The organism is Pseudomonas sp. QD4 (assembly GCF_049199125.1).
GTDB lineage: Bacteria > Pseudomonadota > Gammaproteobacteria > Pseudomonadales > Pseudomonadaceae > Aquipseudomonas.
Genome location: NZ_JBLZOM010000002.1, coordinates 574,762 through 595,600, shown reverse-complemented (window position 1 = coordinate 595,600; position 20,839 = coordinate 574,762). Strand labels below are relative to the sequence as shown.

Here is a 20,839-nt window from a genome sequence, read left to right as displayed (position 1 = left end):
TCCGTGGCAGGACTCTAATGGGCCAACCTTTCGCTAACCTTTCAGCGGACTTTCAATGTTTTCGGGCTTCACAGCGGCGGTTGCGGCTGTAAACTCCGCGCCAAAGAGTGGCGTCGACCCTCCCCGAATGAGGTAGCAATCCATGCGCGTTCTGCTTGTCGAAGACCATCTGCAACTGGCGGAAAGTGTCGCCCAGGCGCTGAAAAGCATCGGCCTGACGGTGGATGTGCTGCACGATGGCGTGGCAGCGGACCTGGCCCTGGGCAGCGAGGAGTACGCGGTAGTCATCCTCGATGTCGGCCTGCCGCGCATGGACGGTTTCGAGGTGCTGGCGCGCCTGCGCAGCCGCGGCAAGAACCTGCCGGTGCTGATGCTGACTGCGCGCAGCGACGTCAGGGATCGGGTCCATGGCCTGAACCTGGGGGCCGACGATTACCTGGCCAAACCCTTCGAACTCACCGAGCTTGAAGCGCGGGTCAAGGCCCTGCTGCGGCGCAGCGTGCTCGGCGGCGAACGCCAGCAGCGCTGCGGGGTGCTGGTCTATGACCTGGACACCCGGCGCTTCACCCTGGGCGATGAGCTGCTGACCCTGACCTCCCGCGAGCAGGCGGTGCTCGAAGCCCTGATCGCCCGTCCGGGACGGGTGATGAGCAAGGAGCAACTGGCGGCCCAGGTGTTCGGCCTGGATGAAGAGGCCAGCCCCGACGCCATCGAAATCTACGTCCACCGCCTGCGCAAGAAACTCGATGGGCATGCGGTGGCCATCGTAACCTTCCGCGGCCTCGGCTACCTCCTGGAAAGCCGCGATGCATAAGCCCAGCAGCCTGCGTTGGCGGTTGTTGTGGAACCTGGCGCTGCTGTTAGTGGTGCTGATGCTGGCCAGCGGGTTGAGTGCCTACTGGAACGGGCGCGAGGCCGCCGACACCGCCTATGACCGGACTCTGCTGGCCTCGGCGCGGACCATCGCCGCCGGTTTGTCCCAGCGCGACGGCAGCCTGAGTGCCAATGTGCCTTATGTGGCCCTGGACACCTTTGCCTACGACAGCGCCGGACGTATCTACTACCAGGTCAACGACATTCACCAGCAGTTGATCTCCGGTTACGAAAACCTCCCCGGGCCGCCGCCGGGCACCCCGCGTACCGATGATTATCCGGCGTTGGCGCGGTTCTACGATGCCTCCTACCTGGGACAGAACGTGCGTGTGGTCAGCCTGCTCAAGGCGGTCAGCGAGCCGAACATGAACGGCATGGCGGAAATTCGCGTGGCGGAGACCGACGAGGCGCGTGAAACCATGGCCCGCAGTCTGATGGCCGACACCTTGCTGCGCCTGGGGATGCTGGCGATTGGCGCGCTGGTGCTGGTGTGGTTTGCCGTGAGTGCCGCCCTGCGTCCGCTGGAGCGCCTGCGCAGCGCGGTCGAGGAGCGTCAGCCTGACGACTTGCGGCCCTTGCCGTTGGTGGAGGTGCAGCGCGAGTTGTGGCCGCTGGTGCGGGCGCTCAACCATTTCACCGAACGCCTGCGCGGCCAGTTCGAGCGCCAGGCGCAGTTTATCGCCGATGCTGCCCATGAGTTGCGCACGCCGTTGGCGGCGCTCAAGGCGCGGCTGGAACTGGGCCAGCGGGCCACGGACCCGCAGACCTGGCGCGCCACTCTGGAAAGCGCGGCCCAGGGCACTGATCGCCTGACCCACCTGGCCAATCAGCTATTGTCCCTGGCGCGCATTGAAAACGGCGCCCGGGCGATTGCCGAGGGCGGTGCGCAGTCGCTCGACCTCAGCCAACTGGCCCGTGAACTGGGCATGGCCATGGCTCCCCTGGCCCACGCTCGCGGCGTGGCCTTGGCCCTGGAGGCCGACGAACCGGTGTGGCTGCGCGGTGAGCCGAGCCTGCTCAATGAGCTGCTGAGCAACCTGGTGGATAACGCCCTGGCCCATACCCCGCCAGGCGGCAATGTGATTTTGCGTGTGTCGCCGCCAGGGGTGCTGGAAGTCGAGGACGACGGCCCGGGGATCCCCCTGGAAGATAGGGATCGGGTGTTCGAACGCTTCTACCGGCGTAATCAGCAGGTGGCGGGGTCCGGGCTGGGCCTGGCGATCGTCGGCGAAATCTGCCGCGCACACTTGGCACAGATCAGCCTGCACGATGGCGCGCAACGGGGCTTGAAGGTGCGGGTGAGTTTTATTGCGAGCTAGCCAGTTACGCTGAGCGTCGCCGAGCGGATCAGTAAAGGAGCGAGCGCGACTCTTCCAGGTCGCGGCACAGCACTTCATCGTCCAGGTCGATTCCCAGTTTCTTGAACGCCGGCACCTCAGAGACGTCAATGCGCGCCAGGGGATGGTCGGTGCCTTTGTGGCAATACAGGGTGGCCACCTGGACCAGGTCGATATAGTCGAGCTTGGTCGAGTCGCGTTGCAGGTTCAGGTATTGCCCGGGCACCAGGGCCAGTTTTTCCGGAAAATCCCAGACCTTGAGCAATTTATCGCCCAGCAGCGGATGAATATGTTCGATCACGTGGTTCAGGCTGACCGGGTCGGCCAGCAGCTCGTAGTGGTCTTCGGCGTAGGTCAGGATCGGCAGCACGCCGATCTGGTGCACCAGGCCGCCCAGTGCCGCCTGGTCCGGCTTGAGCTGAGAGTAGCTGCGGCACAGGGCGTAGCTGATACCGGCGACTTCCAGGCTTTTGCGCCAGACATCGCGCATCTTTTTTTCGACCACTTCGGAGCGGGCGTGGAAAATCTGCTCCATGACCAGGCCGATGGCCAGGTTGCTGCTGTAGTTGACGCCCAGGCGGGTGATGGCCGTGTGCAGGTCGGTGACTTCCTGGGTCGCGCGCAACAAGGGGCTGTTGACCACTTTGATCAGGCGCGCCGAGAGCGCCGTATCGCGGCCAATCACTTTGCTCAGGGTGCTGACGCTGATCTCCGGATCTTCAGCGGCCCGGCGAATCTGCAGGGCCACCTCCGGTAACGTTGGCAGAACCAGGTCATCGTTATCGATGGCCTCAACTAAATCCTGTTGGACCTTATCCGCCAGCTTGCTCATTTCTGTTCTCTAGGGTGTTGCCAAGGGGTGCTGACGATCAGCGCTGGATCTCGCGATCACGGTCCAGTTGGTACGGTAAATCGAGCAGTTGCAGGCCTGGCCCTTCAAGTGTCCCGAGGTGGATGTCACCCCCCTCTGCGGCTTCGGCTTGCAGCACCGCCAATAGTTCAATCTGTTGCTCGGCCCGTGCGGCAATCACCACTTCACCAATGGAACTGCCATGGGTCGGGGAGAATAGCGGGGTGCCCGGTTCAGGTAGGTCGCCGGCCGGCAGGCAGAGGCGATACAGGCGGCGCTTGAGCTTGCCCAGGTATTGCATGCGCGCGACGATTTCCTGGCCGGTGTAGCAGCCTTTCTTGAAGCTGACGCCGCCGATGGCCTGCAGATTGAGCATCTGCGGGATAAACAGCTCGCGAGTGGCAGGCATGACCTGGCCGATTCCGGCGCGGACCTGGCCCAACAGCCACTGGTTGAGCTCGCCTTCAGGCAGTTGCGCCGCCAGTTGGCCGCGCAGGGTGTCGGCCTGATCGGCCGGGGCCCATAATTCGGCGCGCCCGGGGGAGACCCGCACCGCGATCAAATCGTTGTTGCGCACCAGGTTGCCGGCTTCTTCGCCAAGCTCAAGGCCCAGGCTGAGCAGGGCGGCACCGGCATCGCCCAGGCCGAAACGCACCCATTGGGCGCTTTCATCGCTGAGTTTGGCTTTGGAAAACACTGCGTATTTCTTCAGGTCCGCCAGTTGCGGCTCCAGCAGCTCGTGGGCCATGGCCAGCAACACCCCGTCACCTTGCAGCAGGATGCGAAAGCTGGACTGCATGCGGCCTTTTTGCGTACAGCGGGCTCCCAGGCTGGACTGGGTGTCACTGAGGTAATTGAGGTTGCAGGTCAACTGACCCTGAAGGAACTTGCTGGCGTCAGGGCCGCGTACGGCGAGGATGCCTTCGTGGGACAGCGTGCAGAAAAAAGCGGAATCAGCCATGAGTCATCGCAGGGTAATAGGGTCTGGGGCACATCATAAGGGGGCGCCCCTGAAATGGGTAGTTCACAAAAGGTCGGTGGTGCCCGACCAAAGCCGACTGTTCTCGCCTTCTTCGGGCTGTATACTTGCGCTCTATTTGAGGAGCGCTCCATGGTCGAAGATGTTGAACTGAATCGCCTCTACTGGCACAGCCGTCGCGGCATGCTTGAACTAGACGTGTTGCTGGTGCCGTTCGTGAAGGAGGTGTATGCCCATCTCAATGATGTAGACCGCGAATGCTATCGCAAGCTGCTCGAATGCGAGGATCAGGACATGTTCGGCTGGTTCATGGAACGCAGTGAGTCTGAAGACCCGGAATTGCAGCGCATGGTTCGCATGATCCTGGACCGTGTCCAGCCCAAGTAGCGCCTTCGAATGCCGCTGGCGTGCCTCTCGGCGCTTGCTGGCGGCTTATCTCCTGGCCCAGCTGATTGCGTTGGGCTCGCTGCTGGTACTCGATATTCCCGTCTGGTCCTGCATCACTGCAGTGGCGGCTTGCCTGGTTCATGCCGGTTGGGTCGTGCCGCGGCAGATCCTCCTGAGTCACCCCCACGCGTTCACCGGTTTGCGCCTCAATGCCGAAGGCTGGCAGCTATTCAATAGCGCGCGAGGCTGGCAGCCGGTGCAATTGCGTCCGGACAGCCTGGCCTTGCCGATGATGGTCGTGCTGCGGTTTCGCCTGCGGGGCGAGCGCCGCGTGCGTTCGCTCTGCGTGCCCCATGATGCGCTGGCGCCGGCCATCCACCGGCGTTTGCGGGTGCGGCTCAAGTTCAGTCGGCGTAGGTGGGCGGCAGCAGAATAGTGTCCAGCGCCTCGGGCAGCATCTGCGGGTAGTCGAGGGTGTAGTGCAGGCCGCGGCTTTCCTTGCGCGCCATGGCAGACAGAATCATCAGCTCGGCGACCTGGGCCAGGTTGCGCAGTTCGATCAGGTCGCGGCTGACTTTATAGTTGCTGTAGAACTCATCGATCTCGTCCAGCAGCAGCCGCACCCGGTGCTGGGCCCGTGCCAGACGCTTGTTGGTGCGCACGATACCCACGTAGTCCCACATGAAGCGCCGCAGCTCGTCCCAGTTATGCGCAATGATCACGTCTTCATCGGAATCCGTAACCTGGCTGGCATCCCATACGGGCAGGGCAGCAGGGACTGATATTTGCGGCAATTGCGCAAGAATGTCGGCCGCGGCCGAGCGAGCGTAGACAAAACACTCCAGCAGCGAGTTGCTGGCCATGCGGTTGGCGCCGTGCAAACCGGTGAAGCTGGTTTCGCCGATGGCATACAGGCCCGGGACATCGGTGCGGCCCTGTTGGTCGACCATCACCCCGCCGCAGGTGTAATGCGCCGCCGGTACCACCGGGATCGGCTGCTTGGTGATGTCGATGGAGAACTCCAGACAACGCTCATACACCGTCGGGAAGTGGGTCTTGATGAACTCTTCCGGCTTGTGGCTGATGTCCAGGTACACGCAATCGATGCCCAGGCGCTTCATCTCATGGTCGATGGCGCGGGCCACGATGTCCCGTGGTGCCAGCTCGGCCCGTGGGTCGAAACGCTGCATGAAGCGTTCGCCATTGGGCAGCTTGAGGTGGGCGCCTTCGCCACGCAGGGCTTCGGTGATCAGGAAGCTCTTGGCTTGGGGGTGGTACAGGCAAGTAGGGTGGAACTGGTTGAATTCCAGATTGGCCACCCGGCAGCCCGAACGCCAGGCCATGGCGATGCCGTCACCGCATGCACCGTCCGGGTTGCTGGTGTACAGATAGACCTTGGCTGCGCCGCCGGAGGCGAGGATCACAAAGCGTGCGCCGTAGGTGTCGACCTCGCCGGTGCCGCGGTTGAGCACGTAGGCCCCCAGGCAACGATCGCCATCCAGGCCCAGGCGTTTCTCGGTGATCAGGTCGATGGCGACCCGTTGTTCCTGCAATTCAATGTTCGGTCGCAGCCGCGCCTGGGCCAGCAGGGTCTTGAAAATGGCCGCGCCGGTGGCATCGGCGGCGTGGATGATGCGCCTATGGCTGTGACCGCCCTCGCGGGTCAGATGGAACTCGAAACCGCCGTCTTCAGTGCCGGACTGCTCGTCACGGGTAAAGGGCACACCCTGGTCGATCAGCCACTGGATGGCCTCGCGGCTGTGCTCGACGGTGAAACGCACCGCGTCTTCATGGCACAGGCCGCCGCCGGCATTCAGGGTGTCTTCGACGTGGGACTCGACGGTGTCGGTGTCGTCCAGCACCGCCGCGACGCCGCCCTGGGCCCAGAATGTCGAACCATTGGCCAGGTTGCCTTTGCTCAGCACGGCGATGCGCAGATGGGCAGGGAGGGTCAGCGCAAGACTCAGGCCGGCAGCGCCGCTGCCAATCACCAGAACATCGTGTTGAAACTGTTGGCTCATTAGGAGTATTCCGCTCAAAGCGACCCAGATTGGAGATGGCACAGTGATGCCTGGTTCGGCAAATCAGGGCGGCCACACAGCCCACTAGTATATAGAGGGGTGGATCGGCACAATAGCCGAGCCTTCGTGGCATTGTGAGACTACGGTGACCAGAAGAGGGGTATTTGCAGCTCATGTTCGCCAGGTCGTTTTGCGGCCGATTTACCGCTGTGGCGACTGTATCGAAGATGTAGCACCCTTTTTCTCTTCACGGTTACACAATGTTCGTTCTGCACGGCTATAAAGATTGGGAACTTTTGCCAAGGGCCCAAACTCAATAGAAGGTTGCCTGAAAGAAGGGACAGCGTCGGCGACATGCAGGGCTTGAGTCACGGCCTTTGCCGCTGGAATCGACGACAGGATTATTCGCGCAGCCGGCCTTGCCCGCGCTGCGTTTTTCGTGCGTGCCAAATCAGAGCCCGCAGGAAACTTGCTTGGAGGGGGAGAACTTTTGCGAAAAGCCCGAGTCTATGTTTGCAAGCCTGATCGATTAGTGATGCAAGCTTCCTCCGAGCTTATCGAGGAGTGTTCATGCTAACCCAGGAAGAGGATCAGCAGCTGGTCGAACGCGTGCAACGCGGCGACAAGCGAGCGTTCGATCTGCTGGTGCTGAAATATCAGCACAAAATTCTCGGGTTGATCGTGCGATTCGTGCACGACACCCATGAAGCCCAGGATGTCGCACAAGAAGCCTTTATCAAGGCTTACCGTGCACTTGGTAATTTCCGCGGTGACAGTGCGTTTTATACGTGGCTGTACCGTATCGCCATCAACACGGCGAAAAACTATCTGGTTTCACGCGGCCGACGGCCGCCGGATAGCGATGTCAGTTCTGAAGATGCGGAGTTCTACGACGGCGATCATGGCCTCAAGGACCTTGAGTCTCCAGAGCGGGCGCTGCTGCGGGATGAGATCGAAGGCACTGTCCATCGAACCATCCAGCAACTTCCAGAAGATTTGCGTACAGCTTTAACTTTACGTGAATTCGATGGTCTGAGTTACGAGGACATTGCGAGCGTCATGCAATGTCCGGTGGGTACCGTGCGCTCCCGGATTTTCCGCGCTCGGGAAGCCATCGATAAAGCCCTGCAGCCGTTGTTGCAGGAATCCTGAGACAGCGGCGACAGCCAAGAGAGGAACCGCCATGAGTCGTGAAGCCCTGCAGGAATCGCTGTCCGCAGTGATGGATAACGAAGCGGACGAACTGGAATTGCGTCGGGTATTGAATGCCGTCGACGAAGTTGAAGCCCGTGAAACCTGGGCTCGTTATCAAATCGCTCGGGCAGCCATGCACAAGGAACTGCTGCTTCCACGTCTGGACATTGCTGCGGCCGTTTCTGCCGCACTGGCTGACGAAGCCGTGCCGGCCAAGGCCTCCCGCAGCCCATGGCGCAGCCTGGGCCGCCTGGCCGTTGCTGCCTCGGTAACTGTGGCCGTGCTGGCAGGTGTTCGCCTGTATAACCAGGACGAGATTGCTGGTGTTGAACTGGCTCAGCAATCGGGTCAGCAGACCCTGGCTGTTCCACAAGTCAAGGGCCCTGCGGTCCTGGCTGGCTACAGCGAAAGTTCCGAAGCCACCGGTCCTATGGCCAACGGCGTGTTGCAAGGCCAGCAAGGCTGGCATGATCAGCGTCTGCCAAGCTACCTGCGTCAGCATGCGCAACAAGCTGCCCTCAAAGGCACTGAAAGCGCGCTGCCTTACGCTCGTGCAGCAAGCCTGGAAAACCGCTAAGGAGGATCATGCGCGCCATACCTCTACTTACGCTTCTGCTCAGTGGCTGGTTTGTAGTTCCAGCCCATGCCGATGAAGCCCAGGACTGGTTGCAGCGTCTTGGGCAAGCGGAGCAGCAGCAAAGCTTTCAGGGCACCTTTGTATATGAGCGTAACGGTAGTTTTTCTACCCACAACATCTGGCATCGCGTCCAGGATGGTAAGGTCCGCGAGCGGTTGGTTCAGCTCGATGGATCCGCTCAAGAGGTGGTGCGCATCGACGGACGTACCCAATGTGTCAGCGGCCAGTTGGTCGCAGGCCTTGGAGACGCGCCGGACTCTGCCGCTCGCGCCCTCGATCCGCAAAAGCTCAAGAATTGGTACGACCTTGCCGTCATCGGCAAGTCGCGCGTGGCTGGGCGTCAGGCGGTCATCGTTTCGCTGACTCCCCGTGATCAACATCGCTATGGTTTCGAATTGCACCTGGATCGCGAGACCGGGCTGCCGCTCAAGTCGTTGCTGCTGAACGACAAGGGGCAGTTGCTCGAGCGCTTCCAGTTCACCCGCCTCGACACTGCCGATGTGCCACAGGACAGCGAGCTGCAGCCCAGTGCTGAATGCCGCCCGGTCGTCATCAACAGCGACAAGGCTTCAGCGGTGAAAGCTGCTCAGGTCTGGCACTCGGACTGGCTGCCGCCAGGGTTCGAGCTGACCAGCAGCACCGCGCGCAAGGACCCGGACACCAAGTCCATGGTCAACAGCCTGATGTATGACGATGGCCTGGCCCGTTTCTCGGTGTTTCTCGAGCCGCTCAATGGCGCCGTGGTCACCGATACCCGCACCCAGCTTGGCCCGACCGTTGCCGTGTCTCGGCGCCTGACCACTCCGGAAGGCGAGATGATGGTCACCGTGGTGGGCGAGATCCCTATTGGTACCGCTGAACGGATTGCGCTATCCATGCGCTCCGACACGGCCAACGCCAAGCAGTGACAGACTGCCATGGCATTCACCAGACCCTTTATTGGTTGTGCAAGAGGTCAGCAATGCCCACTCCACAATTGAGAAGATGAAATGTTTGGTGAGCAATTTCATTTGCAAAACCCCGGTTTTTTTTCTATAGGTCAGAGCCCCTCGGTTCTGGCCTTGTTTGTCGTTCCCGGAACAAAAGTACCGGCGCTTGCCGCTCGCTACTTGTTGCTCCATATCGCTTAATCATGCTCGTTGTAACGGGAGCCGTATGTCGATACCACGCTTGAAGTCTTACCTCTCCATATTCGCCACCGTGCTTGTGCTCGGTCAGGCAGTTGCCGTGCAAGCGGCGGAACTGCCCGACTTTACGCAGCTGGTCGAGCAGGCTTCCCCTGCCGTGGTCAATATCAGTACCACGCAGAAGCTTCCTGATCGCAAGGTGTCCAACCAGCAGATGCCCGATCTTGAAGGCCTGCCGCCGATGCTGCGGGAGTTCTTCGAACGCGGTATGCCCCAGCAGCGCTCGCCCCGTGGCGATCGTCAGCGCGAGGCGCAGTCCCTGGGTTCGGGTTTCATCATCTCGTCTGATGGCTACATCCTGACCAACAACCACGTTATTGCCGATGCCGACGAAATTCTCGTGCGCCTGGCCGATCGCAGCGAACTCAAAGCCAAGCTGATCGGGACCGACCCTCGTTCCGACGTGGCCTTGCTGAAAATCGATGGCAAGGATCTGCCCGTACTGAAACTCGGCAAATCCCAGGACCTGAAAGCCGGCCAGTGGGTGGTTGCCATCGGTTCGCCGTTCGGTTTCGACCACACCGTGACCCAGGGCATTGTAAGCGCCATCGGGCGCAGCCTGCCGAATGAAAACTATGTGCCGTTCATCCAGACCGACGTGCCAATCAACCCGGGCAACTCCGGTGGCCCGCTGTTTAACCTGGCGGGTGAAGTGGTGGGTATCAACTCGCAGATCTACACCCGTTCCGGCGGCTTCATGGGCGTGTCGTTCGCCATCCCGATCGATGTGGCAATGGACGTTTCCAACCAGCTGAAAAGCGGTGGCAAGGTCAGCCGTGGCTGGTTGGGTGTGGTGATTCAGGAAGTGAATAAAGACCTGGCTGAGTCTTTCGGCCTGGACAAACCGGCCGGTGCCCTGGTGGCACAGATCCAGGATGACGGTCCGGCAGCCAAGGGCGGCCTGCAAGTGGGCGACGTGATCCTCAGCATGAACGGCCAGCCGATTGTCATGTCGGCAGACCTGCCGCATCTGGTAGGCGCGCTCAAGGCTGGTGCCAAGGCCAACCTCGAAGTGATCCGCGAGGGCAAGCGCAAGAATGTCGAGCTGACCGTTGGCGCGATCCCTGAAGAAGACAAGGAGCTGGGCACCCTGGCCAAATCCGGTGTCGAGCGCAGCAGCAACCGTCTGGGCGTTGCCGTGGCCGAGCTGACCGATGAGCAGAAGAAGACCTTCGACCTCAAGGGCGGCGTGGTGATCAAGGAAGTTCAAGACGGTCCTGCGGCTCTTATCGGCCTGCAACCGGGCGATGTGATCACTCACCTGAACAATCAGGCGATCACTTCGACCAAGAACTTCACCGAGATTGCCCAGGCCTTGCCGAAGAATCGTTCGGTGTCGATGCGCGTCCTGCGTCAGGGCCGTGCCAGCTTCATCACCTTCAAATTGGCTGAATAACCTGCCGCGAAGGTTATCCGCCCCATAAAAAAGCCCGCCTTGAAAGAGGCGGGCTTTTTTGTGTGCGCTTGAAGCGTCAGCGCATCATGTCCTTGACCATTTGCTCCTGGTCCATCAACTCGCGCTGGCGGGCATCGATCCGTGAGGACAACGGGAAGTTGCTGCCGGCGCGACGTTTGGCGAAGTCCAGTTGCTGGATGGCCTGACGGTAGTCACCTACCAGGGCGAAGTACTCGGCGCGGGCCTGGTGCAGGCCGATGGTATTGCCGGACAGGCCGCGAGTTTCCGCCACCATGTACCAGACGTCCGGATCGTCGGGGCGGCTCTTGAGCAGGCCTTCGAGGGCTTTTTCGGCGTCGGCGGCGCGGTTCTGCTTGAGCAGCAGGTCGACCCGAACCTGATTCAGCGGATAGTTGTTTGGGTACTGGGTCAGCATCCGGTCGACCCGGGCTTGTGCATCGGGCAGGCGGTTGTTGGCGATGTCCAGCTCGATCTGCGCCAGGTTATAGGTGATGTCGTTGGGCGATTTGGCCAGCAACTGCTTGAGGTTTTCCCGCGCGTCGTTCCATTGGCTGCCCTTGATCTGGGCGATGGCAAGGCCATAGCGTGCCACGTCGTTTTTCGGGTTTTCGTCGAGTTGGGCGCGAAAGCGTTTGGCTGCCAGGCCCGGCGAATCTTCGTACGTCAGTTGCACCCGCGCGCGAATCAGCTGATAGCGCATGCTGTCTTCGGTGCCGCCGGGCTTGGCCTGCTCGGCGCGGTTGCGAGTGTCGGCGATCCGCGATTCGGTGACCGGGTGAGTCAGGAGGAATTCCGGCGGCTTGGCATCGAAGCGGTACTGGCGCATCAGGCGTTCGAACATGCTCGGCATCGAGCGCGGATCGTAGCCGGCCTTCTCCAGGTTGAGGATGCCGATGCGGTCGGCTTCCTGTTCGTTCTGCCGGGAGAAGCGCCGTTGCTCCTGAATGGCTGCAGCCTGGGTACCGGCAATGGCGGCGATCCCGGCATCGCCGGCACCGGCCGCAGCGATCACGATGCCGGCCAGCAAGGCTGCCATCATCGGCACTTGCATGCGTTGCTGGGCTTCGACGCCTCGGGCGAAGTGGCGTTGGGACAAGTGAGCCAATTCGTGGGCCAGTACCGAGGCATATTCGCCTTCGGTCTGAGCGTTGAGGAACAGTCCGCCGTTGACCCCGATAATCCCGCCGGGTGCGGCGAAGGCGTTGAGTTGCGGGCTGTCGATCAGAATGAATTCGAGACGCCGGTCATTGACCTGGCTGGTTTCCACCAGTTTATAGACACTGGTTTCAACATAATCCTTGAGCTGCGGGTCGTTGAGTTGCGCGACCTGACTACGGAGCAGGGCGAGCCAGGCGCGGCCCAACTGGTATTCCTGTTGCGGCGAGACAATGGCAGAACTGGCGTCACCGAGTGATGGCAGGTCGTCGGCGAAGCCCGGTGAGGCGAGCAGGCAAGCGAGCGTCAGCAGGGTAGGGCGCAAAAAAGTCATGCACAAAGCCTTAGTCGACAAAGAGTCTACTGTAGCCGGACACTTGGCCTGCGACCAGATATTCTAGGCAACTCAAACACATGACCGGAGTGCCCCGATGATCGACGCTGTAGCCCATGACGCCGAGCTGGATGCCAGCGGTCTGAACTGCCCGTTGCCCTTGCTCAAGGCCAAGCTGGAACTCAATCGCCTGGCCAGCGGCGCGGTGCTCAAGGTGATTGCCACGGACGCCGGTTCGCAACGCGACTTTCGCACCTTTGCCCGTTTGGCCGGTCATACCCTGCTTCGTGAAGAAGACGAAGCCGGGGTTTATCGCTACTGGTTGAAAAAGGCCTGAGAGCCTCTCGCAATTGCCGTGCTGCTATTTAAGGATCATTGATGTTCAAGGTGTTACGCGACTGGATTCAGCGCTACTTCTCCGACGAGGAGGCTGTGGTGCTGGCCGTGCTGTTGTTCCTGGCCTTTACCGCGGTGCTAACCCTGGGCGGCATGCTGGCGCCGGTGCTGGCAGGCATGGTCCTGGCTTACCTGATGCAGGGACTGGTGGTCAGCCTGGAGCGCCTGCGGCTGCCGGGCGGCGCGGCGGTGGGGCTGGTGTTTGCCTTGTTCATGGGGCTGTTGCTGGTGTTTATCGTGGTGGTGGTGCCCTTGCTCTGGCATCAGTTGATCACCCTGTTCAATGAGTTGCCGGGCATGCTCGCCAAGTGGCAGTCGCTGCTGCTGTTGTTGCCGGAGCGCTACCCGCATCTGGTGTCCGATGAGCAGGTGCTGCAGGCCATCGAAGTGGCGCGGGGCGAGATTGGAAAATTCGGCCAGTGGGCGCTGACCTTTTCCCTGTCCAGCTTGCCGTTGCTGGTCAACATCATGATCTACCTGGTGCTGGTGCCTATCCTGGTGTTCTTCTTCCTCAAGGACCGGGCAATGATCGGTCAATGGGTGCGCGGCTACCTGCCGCGCGAGCGCGCGCTGATCACGCGGGTGGCCCAGGAAATGAACCGTCAGATCGCCAACTACATCCGCGGCAAGGTGATCGAGATCGTGATCTGCGGCGGCGTGACCTACATCGCGTTTGTTGCCCTGGACCTCAATTACGCGGCGCTGCTGGCCCTGCTGGTGGGTGTCTCGGTGGTGGTGCCCTACGTCGGCGCCGTGGTGGTGACCGTGCCGGTGGCGCTGATTGCCCTGTTCCAGTGGGGGTGGAGCGATCAGTTTATCTACCTGATGGCGGTCTACGGCATCATCCAGACCCTGGATGGCAACGTGCTGGTGCCGCTGCTGTTCTCCGAGGCGGTGAACCTGCACCCGGTGGCGATTATCTGCGCGGTTCTGTTGTTTGGCGGGTTGTGGGGCTTCTGGGGGGTGTTCTTCGCGATCCCGCTGGCCACCCTGTTCAAGGCGGTGCTGGATGCCTGGCCACGGCAGGAGCCGGTGGTCGCGCCATTGCTTTGAAGTGATCGGGGTCAATGACGGGGCGGTGCAAATGGCCGCCCCGGGTGCTCAAGCTCAGGCCTTGTTCAGCGCCTGGGCGGCAGCCAGTACCGCATCGACATGGCCGGGCACTTTCACACCACGCCATTCCTGACGCAGTACACCGTCCTTGTCGATCAGGAACGTGCTGCGATCCACGCCCAGATACTCTTTGCCATAGAGCTTCTTCAGCTTGATCACGTCGAACAGCTGGCAGACGGCTTCGTCCTTGTCGCTGATCAGCTCGAAGGGAAACTCCTGCTTGCACTTGAAGTTTTCATGGGACTTCAGGCTGTCGCGGGAGACACCGAAAATCTCGGTGTTGGCGGCCTTGAATGCGGCGTACTGGTCACGAAAGCCCTGGCCTTCGGTGGTGCAGCCCGGCGTGCTGTCCTTGGGGTAGAAGTAGATCACCACTTGCTTGCCCTTGAGTGCAGCAAGGCTGACGGTCTGCCCGCTGGTGGCTGGGGCTTCGAAATCGGCGATGGGCTGGTCGATAGCAACGGCCATGAAAGCTTCCTTACATTGGGTTCTGTGGGCGCCAAGGTTCAATCAGCGCATCGAGATTCATTGCGTCGGCGAAATCCAGGAACTGGTCGCGCAACCAGCTGATCTGGGTCCCGGCGGGCAAGGTCACGGTGAAGGTGGCATTGAGCATGGTGCCGCCGGTCTGCGGGGCCTGGTAGGTGTCGCAGGTCAGGTTCTCCAGTTCGACCTGATGGTCGATGAAGAACTGGCACAGCTCGTTGACGATGTCCGAACGGTAGGCAGAACTGACATAGGCGACATAGGGCAGGGCCTGGGGACGGTTCTCCAGGGCGGCGCTGCGCACCACGTTGACCGTGAAGGCATGCTTCTTGGCCAGCGAGGGCAGGCCGGTCTCGAGGCGCGCCAGGGCGTCCCAGCTGCCGGAAATCTGCAGGACCAGCGCACTGCACTCGCCATGGCGAGTCAGGCGCGAGGTCACCACGGCGCAGCGATTTTCATGGCTGGCGCGGCACAGGACGTTAGTCAGCTCCATGGGGTTGGCGCCGAGGGCACTGATGACAAGGAATTGTTCGCGAACTGTGGGGGTGGACATGCAGCATTCCTAAAGCGATGAGCGGTCGATACTTTCGTAGGCTCGCGTACTGGGCAAACGTCCGGATGCGTATTCAAAGTCCCGGAATCCGCAGGCTGCGACAAGCTCCACTAAAGAGGGAAACGCTGGTCAGCCGCGCAGGACAGGGGCTTCGGATGCTGAAAAGGGAGGCAGGAACCCGGCGTACAAGCTTATCAGTACCGATCAAAGCCTGAAGGGTAGCGAAAACCATCGCCAAGGGGAATGGCGCAAGCACAGTACTTCGCTTGTGCAAGCATCTTGGCGCCAGTACCATTACCGCTCTCTTTTTCCGGCAGGAGCGGTTGCATGATTGCGGGCAGTATGGTGGCACTGGTCACACCCATGGATGCACAGGGTCGTCTCGACTGGGACAGCCTGAGCAAACTGGTGGACTTCCACCTGCAAGAGGGCACCAACGCCATTGTGGCGGTCGGCACCACTGGTGAATCGGCCACCCTGGACGTGAACGAACACATTGAAGTGATTCGTCGCGTGGTAGCTCAAGTTGCAGGGCGTATTCCGGTGATCGCCGGCACAGGCGCCAACTCGACGCGTGAAGCGATCGAACTGACCACCAATGCGAAAACCGCCGGCGCCGATGCGTGCCTGCTGGTCACGCCTTATTACAACAAGCCGACGCAAGAAGGCTTGTATCAGCATTTCCGGACCATCGCCGAAGCTGTCGATATCCCGCAGATCCTCTACAACGTGCCTGGCCGCACCGCTTGCGACATGCAGGCCGAGACCGTGATCCGTCTGTCGACCGTGAAAAACATCATCGGGATCAAGGAAGCCACTGGCGACCTGCAGCGGGCCCAAGACATCCTGGCCGGTGTGAGCAGCGATTTCCTGGTGTACTCCGGTGATGACGCCACTGCCGTCGAACTGATCCTGCTGGGTGGCAAGGGCAATATCTCGGTGACCGCCAACGTTGCCCCGCGTGCCATGAGCGACCTGTGCGCCGCGGCTATGGCTGGCGACGCCGTCAAGGCCCGGGCGATCCACGAGACGCTGATGCCGCTCAATAAAACCCTGTTTATCGAATCCAACCCTATCCCCGTGAAATGGGCCCTGCACGAGATGGGCTTGATGCCGGACGGTATCCGTCTGCCGCTCACCTGGCTCAGTGCTGCCTGTCACGAACCGCTGCGGCAGGCCATGCGCCAGTCCGGCGTATTGGTTTAATTGAGGAAGTACTACGCATGAAGCGAATGGCCGGACTTTCCGCACTTGCCTTGATTATCTCCAGCACCAGCGGTTGTGGTTGGATTTGGGGCCCGGAAGGCTACTTCCGTGACCGTGGTAGCGACTACCTGGAAGCGCAACAGACAGCACCGATGCAATTGCCACCTGACGTCAAGACTGCCAAGCGCCTCGACCCGCTGTTGCCGATCCCGCGCAACGTGGCTGACGACAGCGTCAAGGGCGAGTACGTGGTTCCGCGTCCACAGCCGTTGTCGGCCGTGGCCGATGCCGGCGACTACACCCTGCAGAAAAGCGGCGACTCGCGTTGGGTCATGGCTCAGCATCCACCGGCTGAAGTCTGGCCCGTGGCAGTGCAGTTCTTCCAGGACAACGGTTTCCGTCTCGATCAGCAGCGTCCGCAGACGGGCGAGTTCAGCACCAGTTGGCAGCGTTCCGACGAGCTTTCGGCCTCCGTGGCCAAGCGCATGAGCAGCGCCGGTGTCGGCGCCGACAGCGAAACCCGCGTGCGGGTCCGCATCGAGCCAGGCGTGCAGCGCAATACCAGTGAAGTCTACGTGGTCAGCGCCGAGCGTCCTGCCGGCAGCACAGCCGACGTCGAATTCACCAACCGTTCGGTCAATACCGGTCTGGATGCCGCGCTGGTCGACGACATGCTCGCCAGCATGAGCCGCATTTCCGAGAAGGGCGGTTCGGTGTCCCTGCTGGCTGCGCGTGATTTCGATACCCCAAGCCGTGTCAGCCTCAGCGAAGACGGCAGCGGCAACCCGGTGCTGAACCTGGGCGCAGACCTGGACCGTGCCTGGTCGAGCGTCGGCCGTGCCCTGGAGCAGGGCGAATGGCGGGTTGAAGACATCAACCGCAGCCTGGGCCTGTACTACATCAACCTCGCCGAAAAAGCCGAGAAGAAAAACGACGAGCCAGGTTTCTTCGGCAAGTTGTTCGGCAGCAAGCCGGCCAAGGAAGAAATCGAAGCTCGCGCCGAGCGTTATCAGGTTCGCCTGAGCAAGGTAGGCGAGAACGTCCAGGTCACCGTCGAGAAAAACATCAACACTGTGGCGCCGGCTGATGTGGCGCGCAAAGTATTGGGCGTGATTCAGGACAACCTGGGCTGATCAAATGCGTTTTGCCGTTCTCGGCAGTGGTAGCCAAGGGAATGGCACGCTGATAGTCAGCAATGACACCTATGTGCTGGTGGATTGCGGTTTCTCCTTGCGTGAAACCGAGCGGCGCCTGCTGCGCCTGGGGGTTCACCCCGCGCAGCTGAGTGCGATTCTGGTGACCCACGAACATGCCGACCACGTGCATGGCGTGGGTTTGCTGTCTCGGCGCTACAATCTACCGGTCTACCTCAGTCGCGGTACCTTGCGCGGGATGCGCAAGCCGGTTGAGGTCGCGGGCTTTTTGGCCGGTGGCGAGCAGTTGCAGATCGGTGCGTTGAGCATCGGCGTGATCGCCGTCGCCCACGACGCCCAGGAACCTACGCAATTTGTCTTCAGTGACGGTCAGCGGCGCTTTGGCCTGCTGACCGACCTGGGGTCTTACTGCGCCGGCGTGCTGGAGGGCTACAGCGGCCTGGATGCCTTGATGATCGAGGCCAATCACTGCCGTGACCTGCTCGCACGTGGGCATTACCCGACCTTTCTCAAGCAGCGGGTCGGTGGGCAAGAAGGACATCTGAACAACCACCAGGCCGCAAACCTGGTGGCCGAGTTGGGCTGGCAAGACCTGCAACACCTGGTCCTGGCTCATCTGAGCAGCAAGAACAACCTGCCGCAGCTGGCCCGGCAATGTTTTGTCGACACCCTCGGGTGCGACCCGGACTGGCTGCAATTGGCCGATCAAGATTCAGGGCTCGACTGGCGACACATCGCCTAGCCCACCTACCTAGCAAGCGGAGCCCATCATGGAAAAACGTGAAGAACTCTACCGCGGCAAAGCCAAGTCGGTTTACAAGACCGACGACGCCGACCGCTTGATCCTGCTGTTTCGCAACGACACCTCGGCGTTCGACGGCAAGCGCATCGAACAACTCGACCGCAAAGGCATGGTGAACAACAAGTTCAACGCCTTCATCATGCAAAAACTCGAAGCGGCCGGCGTGCCGACTCAGTTCGACAAGCTGCTGGGCGACAACGAGTGCCTGGTGAAGAAGCTCGACATGATCCCGGTCGAGTGTGTGGTGCGTAACTACGCTGCCGGTAGCCTGGTCAAGCGCCTGGGCGTGGAAGAGGGCATCAAGCTCAATCCTTACACCTTCGAACTGTTCCTCAAGGACGACGCCAAGGGCGACCCCTTCATCAACGAATCCCACGTCGTGGCATTCGGTTGGGGCACTGCCGAGCAACTGGTGCGCATGAAAGAACTGTCGCTCAAGGTCAACGAAGTCCTGAGCAAACTGTTCGACGATGCCGGCCTGCTGCTGGTCGACTTCAAACTTGAATTCGGCGTGTTCCGTGACGGCTCCATCGTCCTGGGCGACGAGTTCAGCCCGGACGGCTGCCGCCTGTGGGACAAGGACACCAAGAAGAAGATGGACAAAGATCGCTTCCGCCAGGGCCTCGGTGACGTTATCGAAGCCTACGAAGAAGTCGCCAACCGTCTTGGCGTACCGCTTTAACCGACGCAAGCATCTGATAGCACGGAAAAATTTCGCCTAGGGGGTTCGCTTCCGGCAAAAGTGTTGTTATGATGCGCGCCGTTGGAGAGATGCCAGAGTGGCCGAATGGGACGGATTCGAAATCCGTTGTACCTTCACCGGTACCTAGGGTTCGAATCCCTATCTCTCCGCCATTATTGAACAAGACTAAGCCCCCGTAATCGTTGAAGATTACGGGGGCTTTTTCGTTTCTGTAGTATTTGTTAGGGCATTTTTAGGGCAAAAGATGCTGCCTGCCGGGCCGCTCTAGGCCGCTCGAAACCCGAGCATTTTCGACACGATGCCCGCCATGCTCTTGGTGTCCTTGGGTATCCAGCGGCCATAGTGCTTTCGTACCATGGTTGTGTCCGCGTGGCCCAGCTGGCGCGCCACCCACTCGACAGGAACGTAACTCGATAGCATCTGGCTCGCGAACGTGTGGCGGCATTGGTTGGCGCCACGGTGCCGGACTCCGATCTTTTTCAGATGGACGGTAAACCATTTGCTCAGGGTTTTGCCGTTCCAAAGCATGGCGCTTCTTGAATTGCGGAAAAGGAAGCGGACCTTCTGTTTCTTCGCTGTGATGTTATCGCGCTGCATAACTTTGATCTCAACTGCCGGTGCTGTCTGTGCTGCAGCAACAATCTCGCGCATCAGGTCGAGGGCCGGATCTATCAGCTCGACGATTCGTATCCGTGATCGTTCCTTGGGGACTTTGAATTCCCCCACGACTAGGGCGCGGCGCACGTGAACGGTGCCGGCGGCGAGGTCTACGTCTTCCAGGGCCAGGGCGATGATTTCGGACATTGACAGGCCGGTCCAGCAGTTGAAGGCGAGCATGCGGGCATCCTCCAGCCGCTCTGGGTCGCCCGTCGCAATTAGCTCGATTTCCTCGCGGCTGAAAGGGTCAGCGTGTTCCGAGTCGGAATCGGTACCGACATTGCTGATCCGCTCTAGGGGATTTGATTTTAGTATTCCGTCGCCAAACGCGTCGGCCCAGACCCCGCGGACTACGGTGAAAATATCGTTTACGGTCTTCGGGGACAGGTTCTGCTTGAGCAGTTGCGCCTGGAACAGTTCGATATCGGTTTTGCTGATATCGACAATGCGCCGTTTGCCGAATTTGGCGCCGACGTGTTTCGATTTGCTTGCGTAGTTCGCGACTGTGCTTGAGGCTCGAAGTGCGTGCTGTACCTCTAGCCACCTATCTATGCCTTCCTGCACAGTTCGTTTCGTCGAGTGGCCGCCGGTACCCGAGAACATGGCCGCCCTCGGTGAGTCGGGGAAGTGGGCGGCGTAGTCAAAGCGTCCCTCTTTGATCTCTGTAAGGATCGTCCGGCGCTTGTTGTCGGCATAGGCAATCGAAGCTTTGTTGACGGCAACTATGCCGGGCAGCGGTTCGCGGCACCGCTGCCCGTGTAGCATGAACGCAATGCGTAGTTGCTTTCCGTTCATCTCGACGCCTGGCGGCATTTTCTCCTTCATGGTTGACCGGCCATCCATCTTTCAATTGCTTCCTTGTTGTAGACGAGCACGTTGGCCGGGTCCGTGCGGTAGTGCTTGCCCTCCAGCCATTTGCCGCGATCACGGTACTTTCTGGCGGCTTCGGTGCTGATGCCGAAGATCGTCGGCAGTAGCTGGGCTCGGAACCAGGCGCCAGGCATGATGAAGTTGTATTCAAGTTCGATTTCGTATTTCTCTGCGGCGCTCATGCTGCCTCCTTTGTGCTATCGCTGCTCTGCTGCGCAGATGAGGCGCAGACCTGCTGGGTGAATGTCTCGCCTTTCTTGCGGCTGACGGTGAGATAGCGGCGTTGGCCCTGGCGCATCTGCTGAATCTTCGCGGGATCGGCCCAGCCAACCAGTGGCTCGCCGGGTCGCTTCGGATCCTGGCGGGTGCGTAAGCTCTCCAGCTCGGCCAGCAGGTCTTTCAGGTCGAGTGTTGAGATGCTTAGCGACTTGTCACCCTGGTTGATGGCGCGGTGCATGCTGGCTTTCAGGTAGTCGGTGGCTTGGCTCATGGTTTTGGCCCTGAATAGATGTGCCAGGCGAGATATAG

The 20,839-nt window shown here is 60.7% G+C and carries 23 protein-coding genes and 1 tRNA gene; 15 read left to right on the top strand and 9 right to left on the bottom strand.

Features of this window, described 5'->3' with window-relative positions; translation table 11 throughout:
* Positions 1-142: 142 nt before the first annotated feature.
* Positions 143-814 (top strand): response regulator, encoded by a 672-nt coding sequence (locus ACOZJV_RS13660; RefSeq protein WP_201129876.1) that lies wholly within the window; start codon positions 143-145, stop codon positions 812-814.
* A complete protein-coding gene (locus ACOZJV_RS13655) occupies positions 807-2,192 on the top strand; it encodes a sensor histidine kinase (RefSeq protein ID WP_078473179.1) in 1,386 nt (461 codons plus the stop codon). Before ACOZJV_RS13660 ends, ACOZJV_RS13655 begins: the two co-directional genes overlap by 8 nt.
* Before the next feature lie 28 nt (positions 2,193-2,220).
* Here the strand turns inward: ACOZJV_RS13655 and ACOZJV_RS13650 are convergent, their stop codons facing one another.
* Both ACOZJV_RS13650 and ACOZJV_RS13645 read right to left on the bottom strand, forming a co-directional pair.
* A complete protein-coding gene (locus tag ACOZJV_RS13650) occupies positions 2,221-3,042 on the bottom strand; it encodes an HDOD domain-containing protein (protein ID WP_201129878.1) in 822 nt (273 codons plus the stop codon).
* A 37-nt stretch (positions 3,043-3,079) separates the two neighbouring features.
* Positions 3,080-4,021, bottom strand: a complete 942-nt coding sequence (locus ACOZJV_RS13645; protein ID WP_201129880.1) for a YgfZ/GcvT domain-containing protein — start codon at positions 4,019-4,021, stop codon at positions 3,080-3,082.
* A gap of 150 nt (positions 4,022-4,171) precedes the next feature.
* Between ACOZJV_RS13645 and ACOZJV_RS13640 the strand changes: the two genes are divergently transcribed.
* The gene (locus tag ACOZJV_RS13640) at positions 4,172-4,426 is read left to right on the top strand and encodes a succinate dehydrogenase assembly factor 2 (protein WP_017127583.1); all 255 of its coding nucleotides are present in this window, start codon (positions 4,172-4,174) and stop codon (positions 4,424-4,426) included.
* Positions 4,410-4,862: a protein YgfX gene (locus ACOZJV_RS13635; protein WP_421547855.1), complete on the top strand. Its 453-nt coding sequence runs from the start codon at positions 4,410-4,412 to the stop codon at positions 4,860-4,862. Before ACOZJV_RS13640 ends, ACOZJV_RS13635 begins: the two co-directional genes overlap by 17 nt.
* Here ACOZJV_RS13635 and nadB read toward each other — a convergent pair.
* A complete protein-coding gene (gene nadB / locus ACOZJV_RS13630; RefSeq protein WP_421547854.1) occupies positions 4,831-6,447 on the bottom strand; it encodes an L-aspartate oxidase in 1,617 nt (538 codons plus the stop codon). The two genes, ACOZJV_RS13635 and nadB, sit on opposite strands and share 32 nt — an antisense overlap.
* Before the next feature lie 570 nt (positions 6,448-7,017).
* Between nadB and rpoE the strand changes: the two genes are divergently transcribed.
* The 4 genes from rpoE (at position 7,018) to ACOZJV_RS13610 (ending at position 10,861) form a co-directional block, all read left to right on the top strand.
* Positions 7,018-7,599 (top strand): RNA polymerase sigma factor RpoE, encoded by a 582-nt coding sequence (gene rpoE, locus ACOZJV_RS13625; RefSeq protein WP_019692537.1) that lies wholly within the window; start codon positions 7,018-7,020, stop codon positions 7,597-7,599.
* Positions 7,600-7,630: 31 nt separating this feature from the next.
* Positions 7,631-8,218: an anti sigma-E factor RseA C-terminal domain-containing protein gene (locus ACOZJV_RS13620; RefSeq protein WP_078473184.1), complete on the top strand. Its 588-nt coding sequence runs from the start codon at positions 7,631-7,633 to the stop codon at positions 8,216-8,218.
* Between the two features lie 8 nt (positions 8,219-8,226).
* A complete protein-coding gene (locus ACOZJV_RS13615; RefSeq protein WP_078473185.1) occupies positions 8,227-9,186 on the top strand; it encodes a MucB/RseB C-terminal domain-containing protein in 960 nt (319 codons plus the stop codon).
* A 247-nt stretch (positions 9,187-9,433) separates the two neighbouring features.
* On the top strand, positions 9,434-10,861 hold the full coding sequence (locus ACOZJV_RS13610) for a DegQ family serine endoprotease (protein ID WP_043230965.1): 1,428 nt from the start codon (positions 9,434-9,436) through the stop codon (positions 10,859-10,861).
* A gap of 76 nt (positions 10,862-10,937) precedes the next feature.
* On the opposite strand, the gene ACOZJV_RS13605 is transcribed toward ACOZJV_RS13610, so the two are convergent.
* Positions 10,938-12,371 (bottom strand): M48 family metalloprotease, encoded by a 1,434-nt coding sequence (locus ACOZJV_RS13605; protein ID WP_078473188.1) that lies wholly within the window; start codon positions 12,369-12,371, stop codon positions 10,938-10,940.
* Positions 12,372-12,468: 97 nt separating this feature from the next.
* Here ACOZJV_RS13605 and ACOZJV_RS13600 point away from each other — a divergent pair, with 97 nt between their 5' ends.
* Together ACOZJV_RS13600 and ACOZJV_RS13595 are read left to right on the top strand one after the other, a co-directional pair.
* The gene (locus ACOZJV_RS13600) at positions 12,469-12,708 is read left to right on the top strand and encodes a sulfurtransferase TusA family protein (RefSeq protein ID WP_078473189.1); all 240 of its coding nucleotides are present in this window, start codon (positions 12,469-12,471) and stop codon (positions 12,706-12,708) included.
* A gap of 41 nt (positions 12,709-12,749) precedes the next feature.
* A complete protein-coding gene (locus ACOZJV_RS13595) occupies positions 12,750-13,820 on the top strand; it encodes an AI-2E family transporter (RefSeq protein WP_078473190.1) in 1,071 nt (356 codons plus the stop codon).
* A 54-nt stretch (positions 13,821-13,874) separates the two neighbouring features.
* Here the strand turns inward: ACOZJV_RS13595 and ACOZJV_RS13590 are convergent, their stop codons facing one another.
* Both ACOZJV_RS13590 and ACOZJV_RS13585 read right to left on the bottom strand, forming a co-directional pair.
* Complete coding sequence (locus ACOZJV_RS13590; RefSeq protein ID WP_201129898.1) at positions 13,875-14,348, bottom strand: peroxiredoxin; 474 nt, start codon at positions 14,346-14,348, stop codon at positions 13,875-13,877.
* A 10-nt stretch (positions 14,349-14,358) separates the two neighbouring features.
* Entirely contained in the window at positions 14,359-14,919 is a 561-nt protein-coding gene (locus tag ACOZJV_RS13585; RefSeq protein ID WP_020300479.1) for a glycine cleavage system protein R, read from the bottom strand.
* Between the two features lie 327 nt (positions 14,920-15,246).
* On the opposite strand from ACOZJV_RS13585, the gene dapA reads away from it, so the two are divergent.
* From dapA to ACOZJV_RS13560, 5 genes are all read left to right on the top strand, one after another.
* Complete coding sequence (gene dapA, locus ACOZJV_RS13580) at positions 15,247-16,125, top strand: 4-hydroxy-tetrahydrodipicolinate synthase (protein WP_421547853.1); 879 nt, start codon at positions 15,247-15,249, stop codon at positions 16,123-16,125.
* 17 nt (positions 16,126-16,142) lie between these two features.
* Entirely contained in the window at positions 16,143-17,258 is a 1,116-nt protein-coding gene (gene bamC / locus ACOZJV_RS13575; RefSeq protein ID WP_078473193.1) for an outer membrane protein assembly factor BamC, read from the top strand.
* A 4-nt stretch (positions 17,259-17,262) separates the two neighbouring features.
* Positions 17,263-18,021 (top strand): MBL fold metallo-hydrolase, encoded by a 759-nt coding sequence (locus ACOZJV_RS13570; RefSeq protein ID WP_020300482.1) that lies wholly within the window; start codon positions 17,263-17,265, stop codon positions 18,019-18,021.
* A 28-nt stretch (positions 18,022-18,049) separates the two neighbouring features.
* On the top strand, positions 18,050-18,763 hold the full coding sequence (purC, locus tag ACOZJV_RS13565; protein ID WP_078473194.1) for a phosphoribosylaminoimidazolesuccinocarboxamide synthase: 714 nt from the start codon (positions 18,050-18,052) through the stop codon (positions 18,761-18,763).
* 83 nt (positions 18,764-18,846) lie between these two features.
* Positions 18,847-18,936, top strand: a tRNA-Ser gene (locus ACOZJV_RS13560).
* Between the two features lie 112 nt (positions 18,937-19,048).
* Here ACOZJV_RS13560 and ACOZJV_RS13555 read toward each other — a convergent pair.
* Genes ACOZJV_RS13555 through ACOZJV_RS13545 form a run of 3 tightly spaced genes read right to left on the bottom strand, consistent with a single transcriptional unit; the run spans position 19,049 to position 20,801 of the window.
* A complete protein-coding gene (locus tag ACOZJV_RS13555) occupies positions 19,049-20,266 on the bottom strand; it encodes an Arm DNA-binding domain-containing protein (protein ID WP_421547852.1) in 1,218 nt (405 codons plus the stop codon).
* On the bottom strand, positions 20,263-20,493 hold the full coding sequence (locus tag ACOZJV_RS13550; protein ID WP_421547851.1) for a DNA-binding protein: 231 nt from the start codon (positions 20,491-20,493) through the stop codon (positions 20,263-20,265). Before ACOZJV_RS13550 ends, ACOZJV_RS13555 begins: the two co-directional genes overlap by 4 nt.
* Entirely contained in the window at positions 20,490-20,801 is a 312-nt protein-coding gene (locus ACOZJV_RS13545; protein ID WP_421547850.1) for a hypothetical protein, read from the bottom strand. The genes ACOZJV_RS13550 and ACOZJV_RS13545 overlap by 4 nt, the downstream gene beginning before the upstream one ends.
* Between the last annotated feature and the right edge of the window lie 38 nt (positions 20,802-20,839).

Coding starts and splice junctions, on each gene's coding strand:
- ACOZJV_RS13660 (WP_201129876.1), top strand. CDS start 143: ATGCGCGTTCTGCTTGTCGAAGACCATCTGCAACTGGCGGAAAGTGTC.
- ACOZJV_RS13655 (WP_078473179.1), top strand. CDS start 807: ATGCATAAGCCCAGCAGCCTGCGTTGGCGGTTGTTGTGGAACCTGGCG.
- ACOZJV_RS13650 (WP_201129878.1), bottom strand. CDS start 3,042: ATGAGCAAGCTGGCGGATAAGGTCCAACAGGATTTAGTTGAGGCCATC.
- ACOZJV_RS13645 (WP_201129880.1), bottom strand. CDS start 4,021: ATGGCTGATTCCGCTTTTTTCTGCACGCTGTCCCACGAAGGCATCCTC.
- ACOZJV_RS13640 (WP_017127583.1), top strand. CDS start 4,172: ATGGTCGAAGATGTTGAACTGAATCGCCTCTACTGGCACAGCCGTCGC.
- nadB (WP_421547854.1), bottom strand. CDS start 6,447: ATGAGCCAACAGTTTCAACACGATGTTCTGGTGATTGGCAGCGGCGCT.
- rpoE (WP_019692537.1), top strand. CDS start 7,018: ATGCTAACCCAGGAAGAGGATCAGCAGCTGGTCGAACGCGTGCAACGC.
- ACOZJV_RS13620 (WP_078473184.1), top strand. CDS start 7,631: ATGAGTCGTGAAGCCCTGCAGGAATCGCTGTCCGCAGTGATGGATAAC.
- ACOZJV_RS13615 (WP_078473185.1), top strand. CDS start 8,227: ATGCGCGCCATACCTCTACTTACGCTTCTGCTCAGTGGCTGGTTTGTA.
- ACOZJV_RS13610 (WP_043230965.1), top strand. CDS start 9,434: ATGTCGATACCACGCTTGAAGTCTTACCTCTCCATATTCGCCACCGTG.
- ACOZJV_RS13605 (WP_078473188.1), bottom strand. CDS start 12,371: ATGACTTTTTTGCGCCCTACCCTGCTGACGCTCGCTTGCCTGCTCGCC.
- ACOZJV_RS13600 (WP_078473189.1), top strand. CDS start 12,469: ATGATCGACGCTGTAGCCCATGACGCCGAGCTGGATGCCAGCGGTCTG.
- ACOZJV_RS13595 (WP_078473190.1), top strand. CDS start 12,750: ATGTTCAAGGTGTTACGCGACTGGATTCAGCGCTACTTCTCCGACGAG.
- ACOZJV_RS13590 (WP_201129898.1), bottom strand. CDS start 14,348: ATGGCCGTTGCTATCGACCAGCCCATCGCCGATTTCGAAGCCCCAGCC.
- ACOZJV_RS13585 (WP_020300479.1), bottom strand. CDS start 14,919: ATGTCCACCCCCACAGTTCGCGAACAATTCCTTGTCATCAGTGCCCTC.
- dapA (WP_421547853.1), top strand. CDS start 15,247: ATGATTGCGGGCAGTATGGTGGCACTGGTCACACCCATGGATGCACAG.
- bamC (WP_078473193.1), top strand. CDS start 16,143: ATGAAGCGAATGGCCGGACTTTCCGCACTTGCCTTGATTATCTCCAGC.
- ACOZJV_RS13570 (WP_020300482.1), top strand. CDS start 17,263: ATGCGTTTTGCCGTTCTCGGCAGTGGTAGCCAAGGGAATGGCACGCTG.
- purC (WP_078473194.1), top strand. CDS start 18,050: ATGGAAAAACGTGAAGAACTCTACCGCGGCAAAGCCAAGTCGGTTTAC.
- ACOZJV_RS13555 (WP_421547852.1), bottom strand. CDS start 20,266: ATGAAGGAGAAAATGCCGCCAGGCGTCGAGATGAACGGAAAGCAACTA.
- ACOZJV_RS13550 (WP_421547851.1), bottom strand. CDS start 20,493: ATGAGCGCCGCAGAGAAATACGAAATCGAACTTGAATACAACTTCATC.
- ACOZJV_RS13545 (WP_421547850.1), bottom strand. CDS start 20,801: ATGAGCCAAGCCACCGACTACCTGAAAGCCAGCATGCACCGCGCCATC.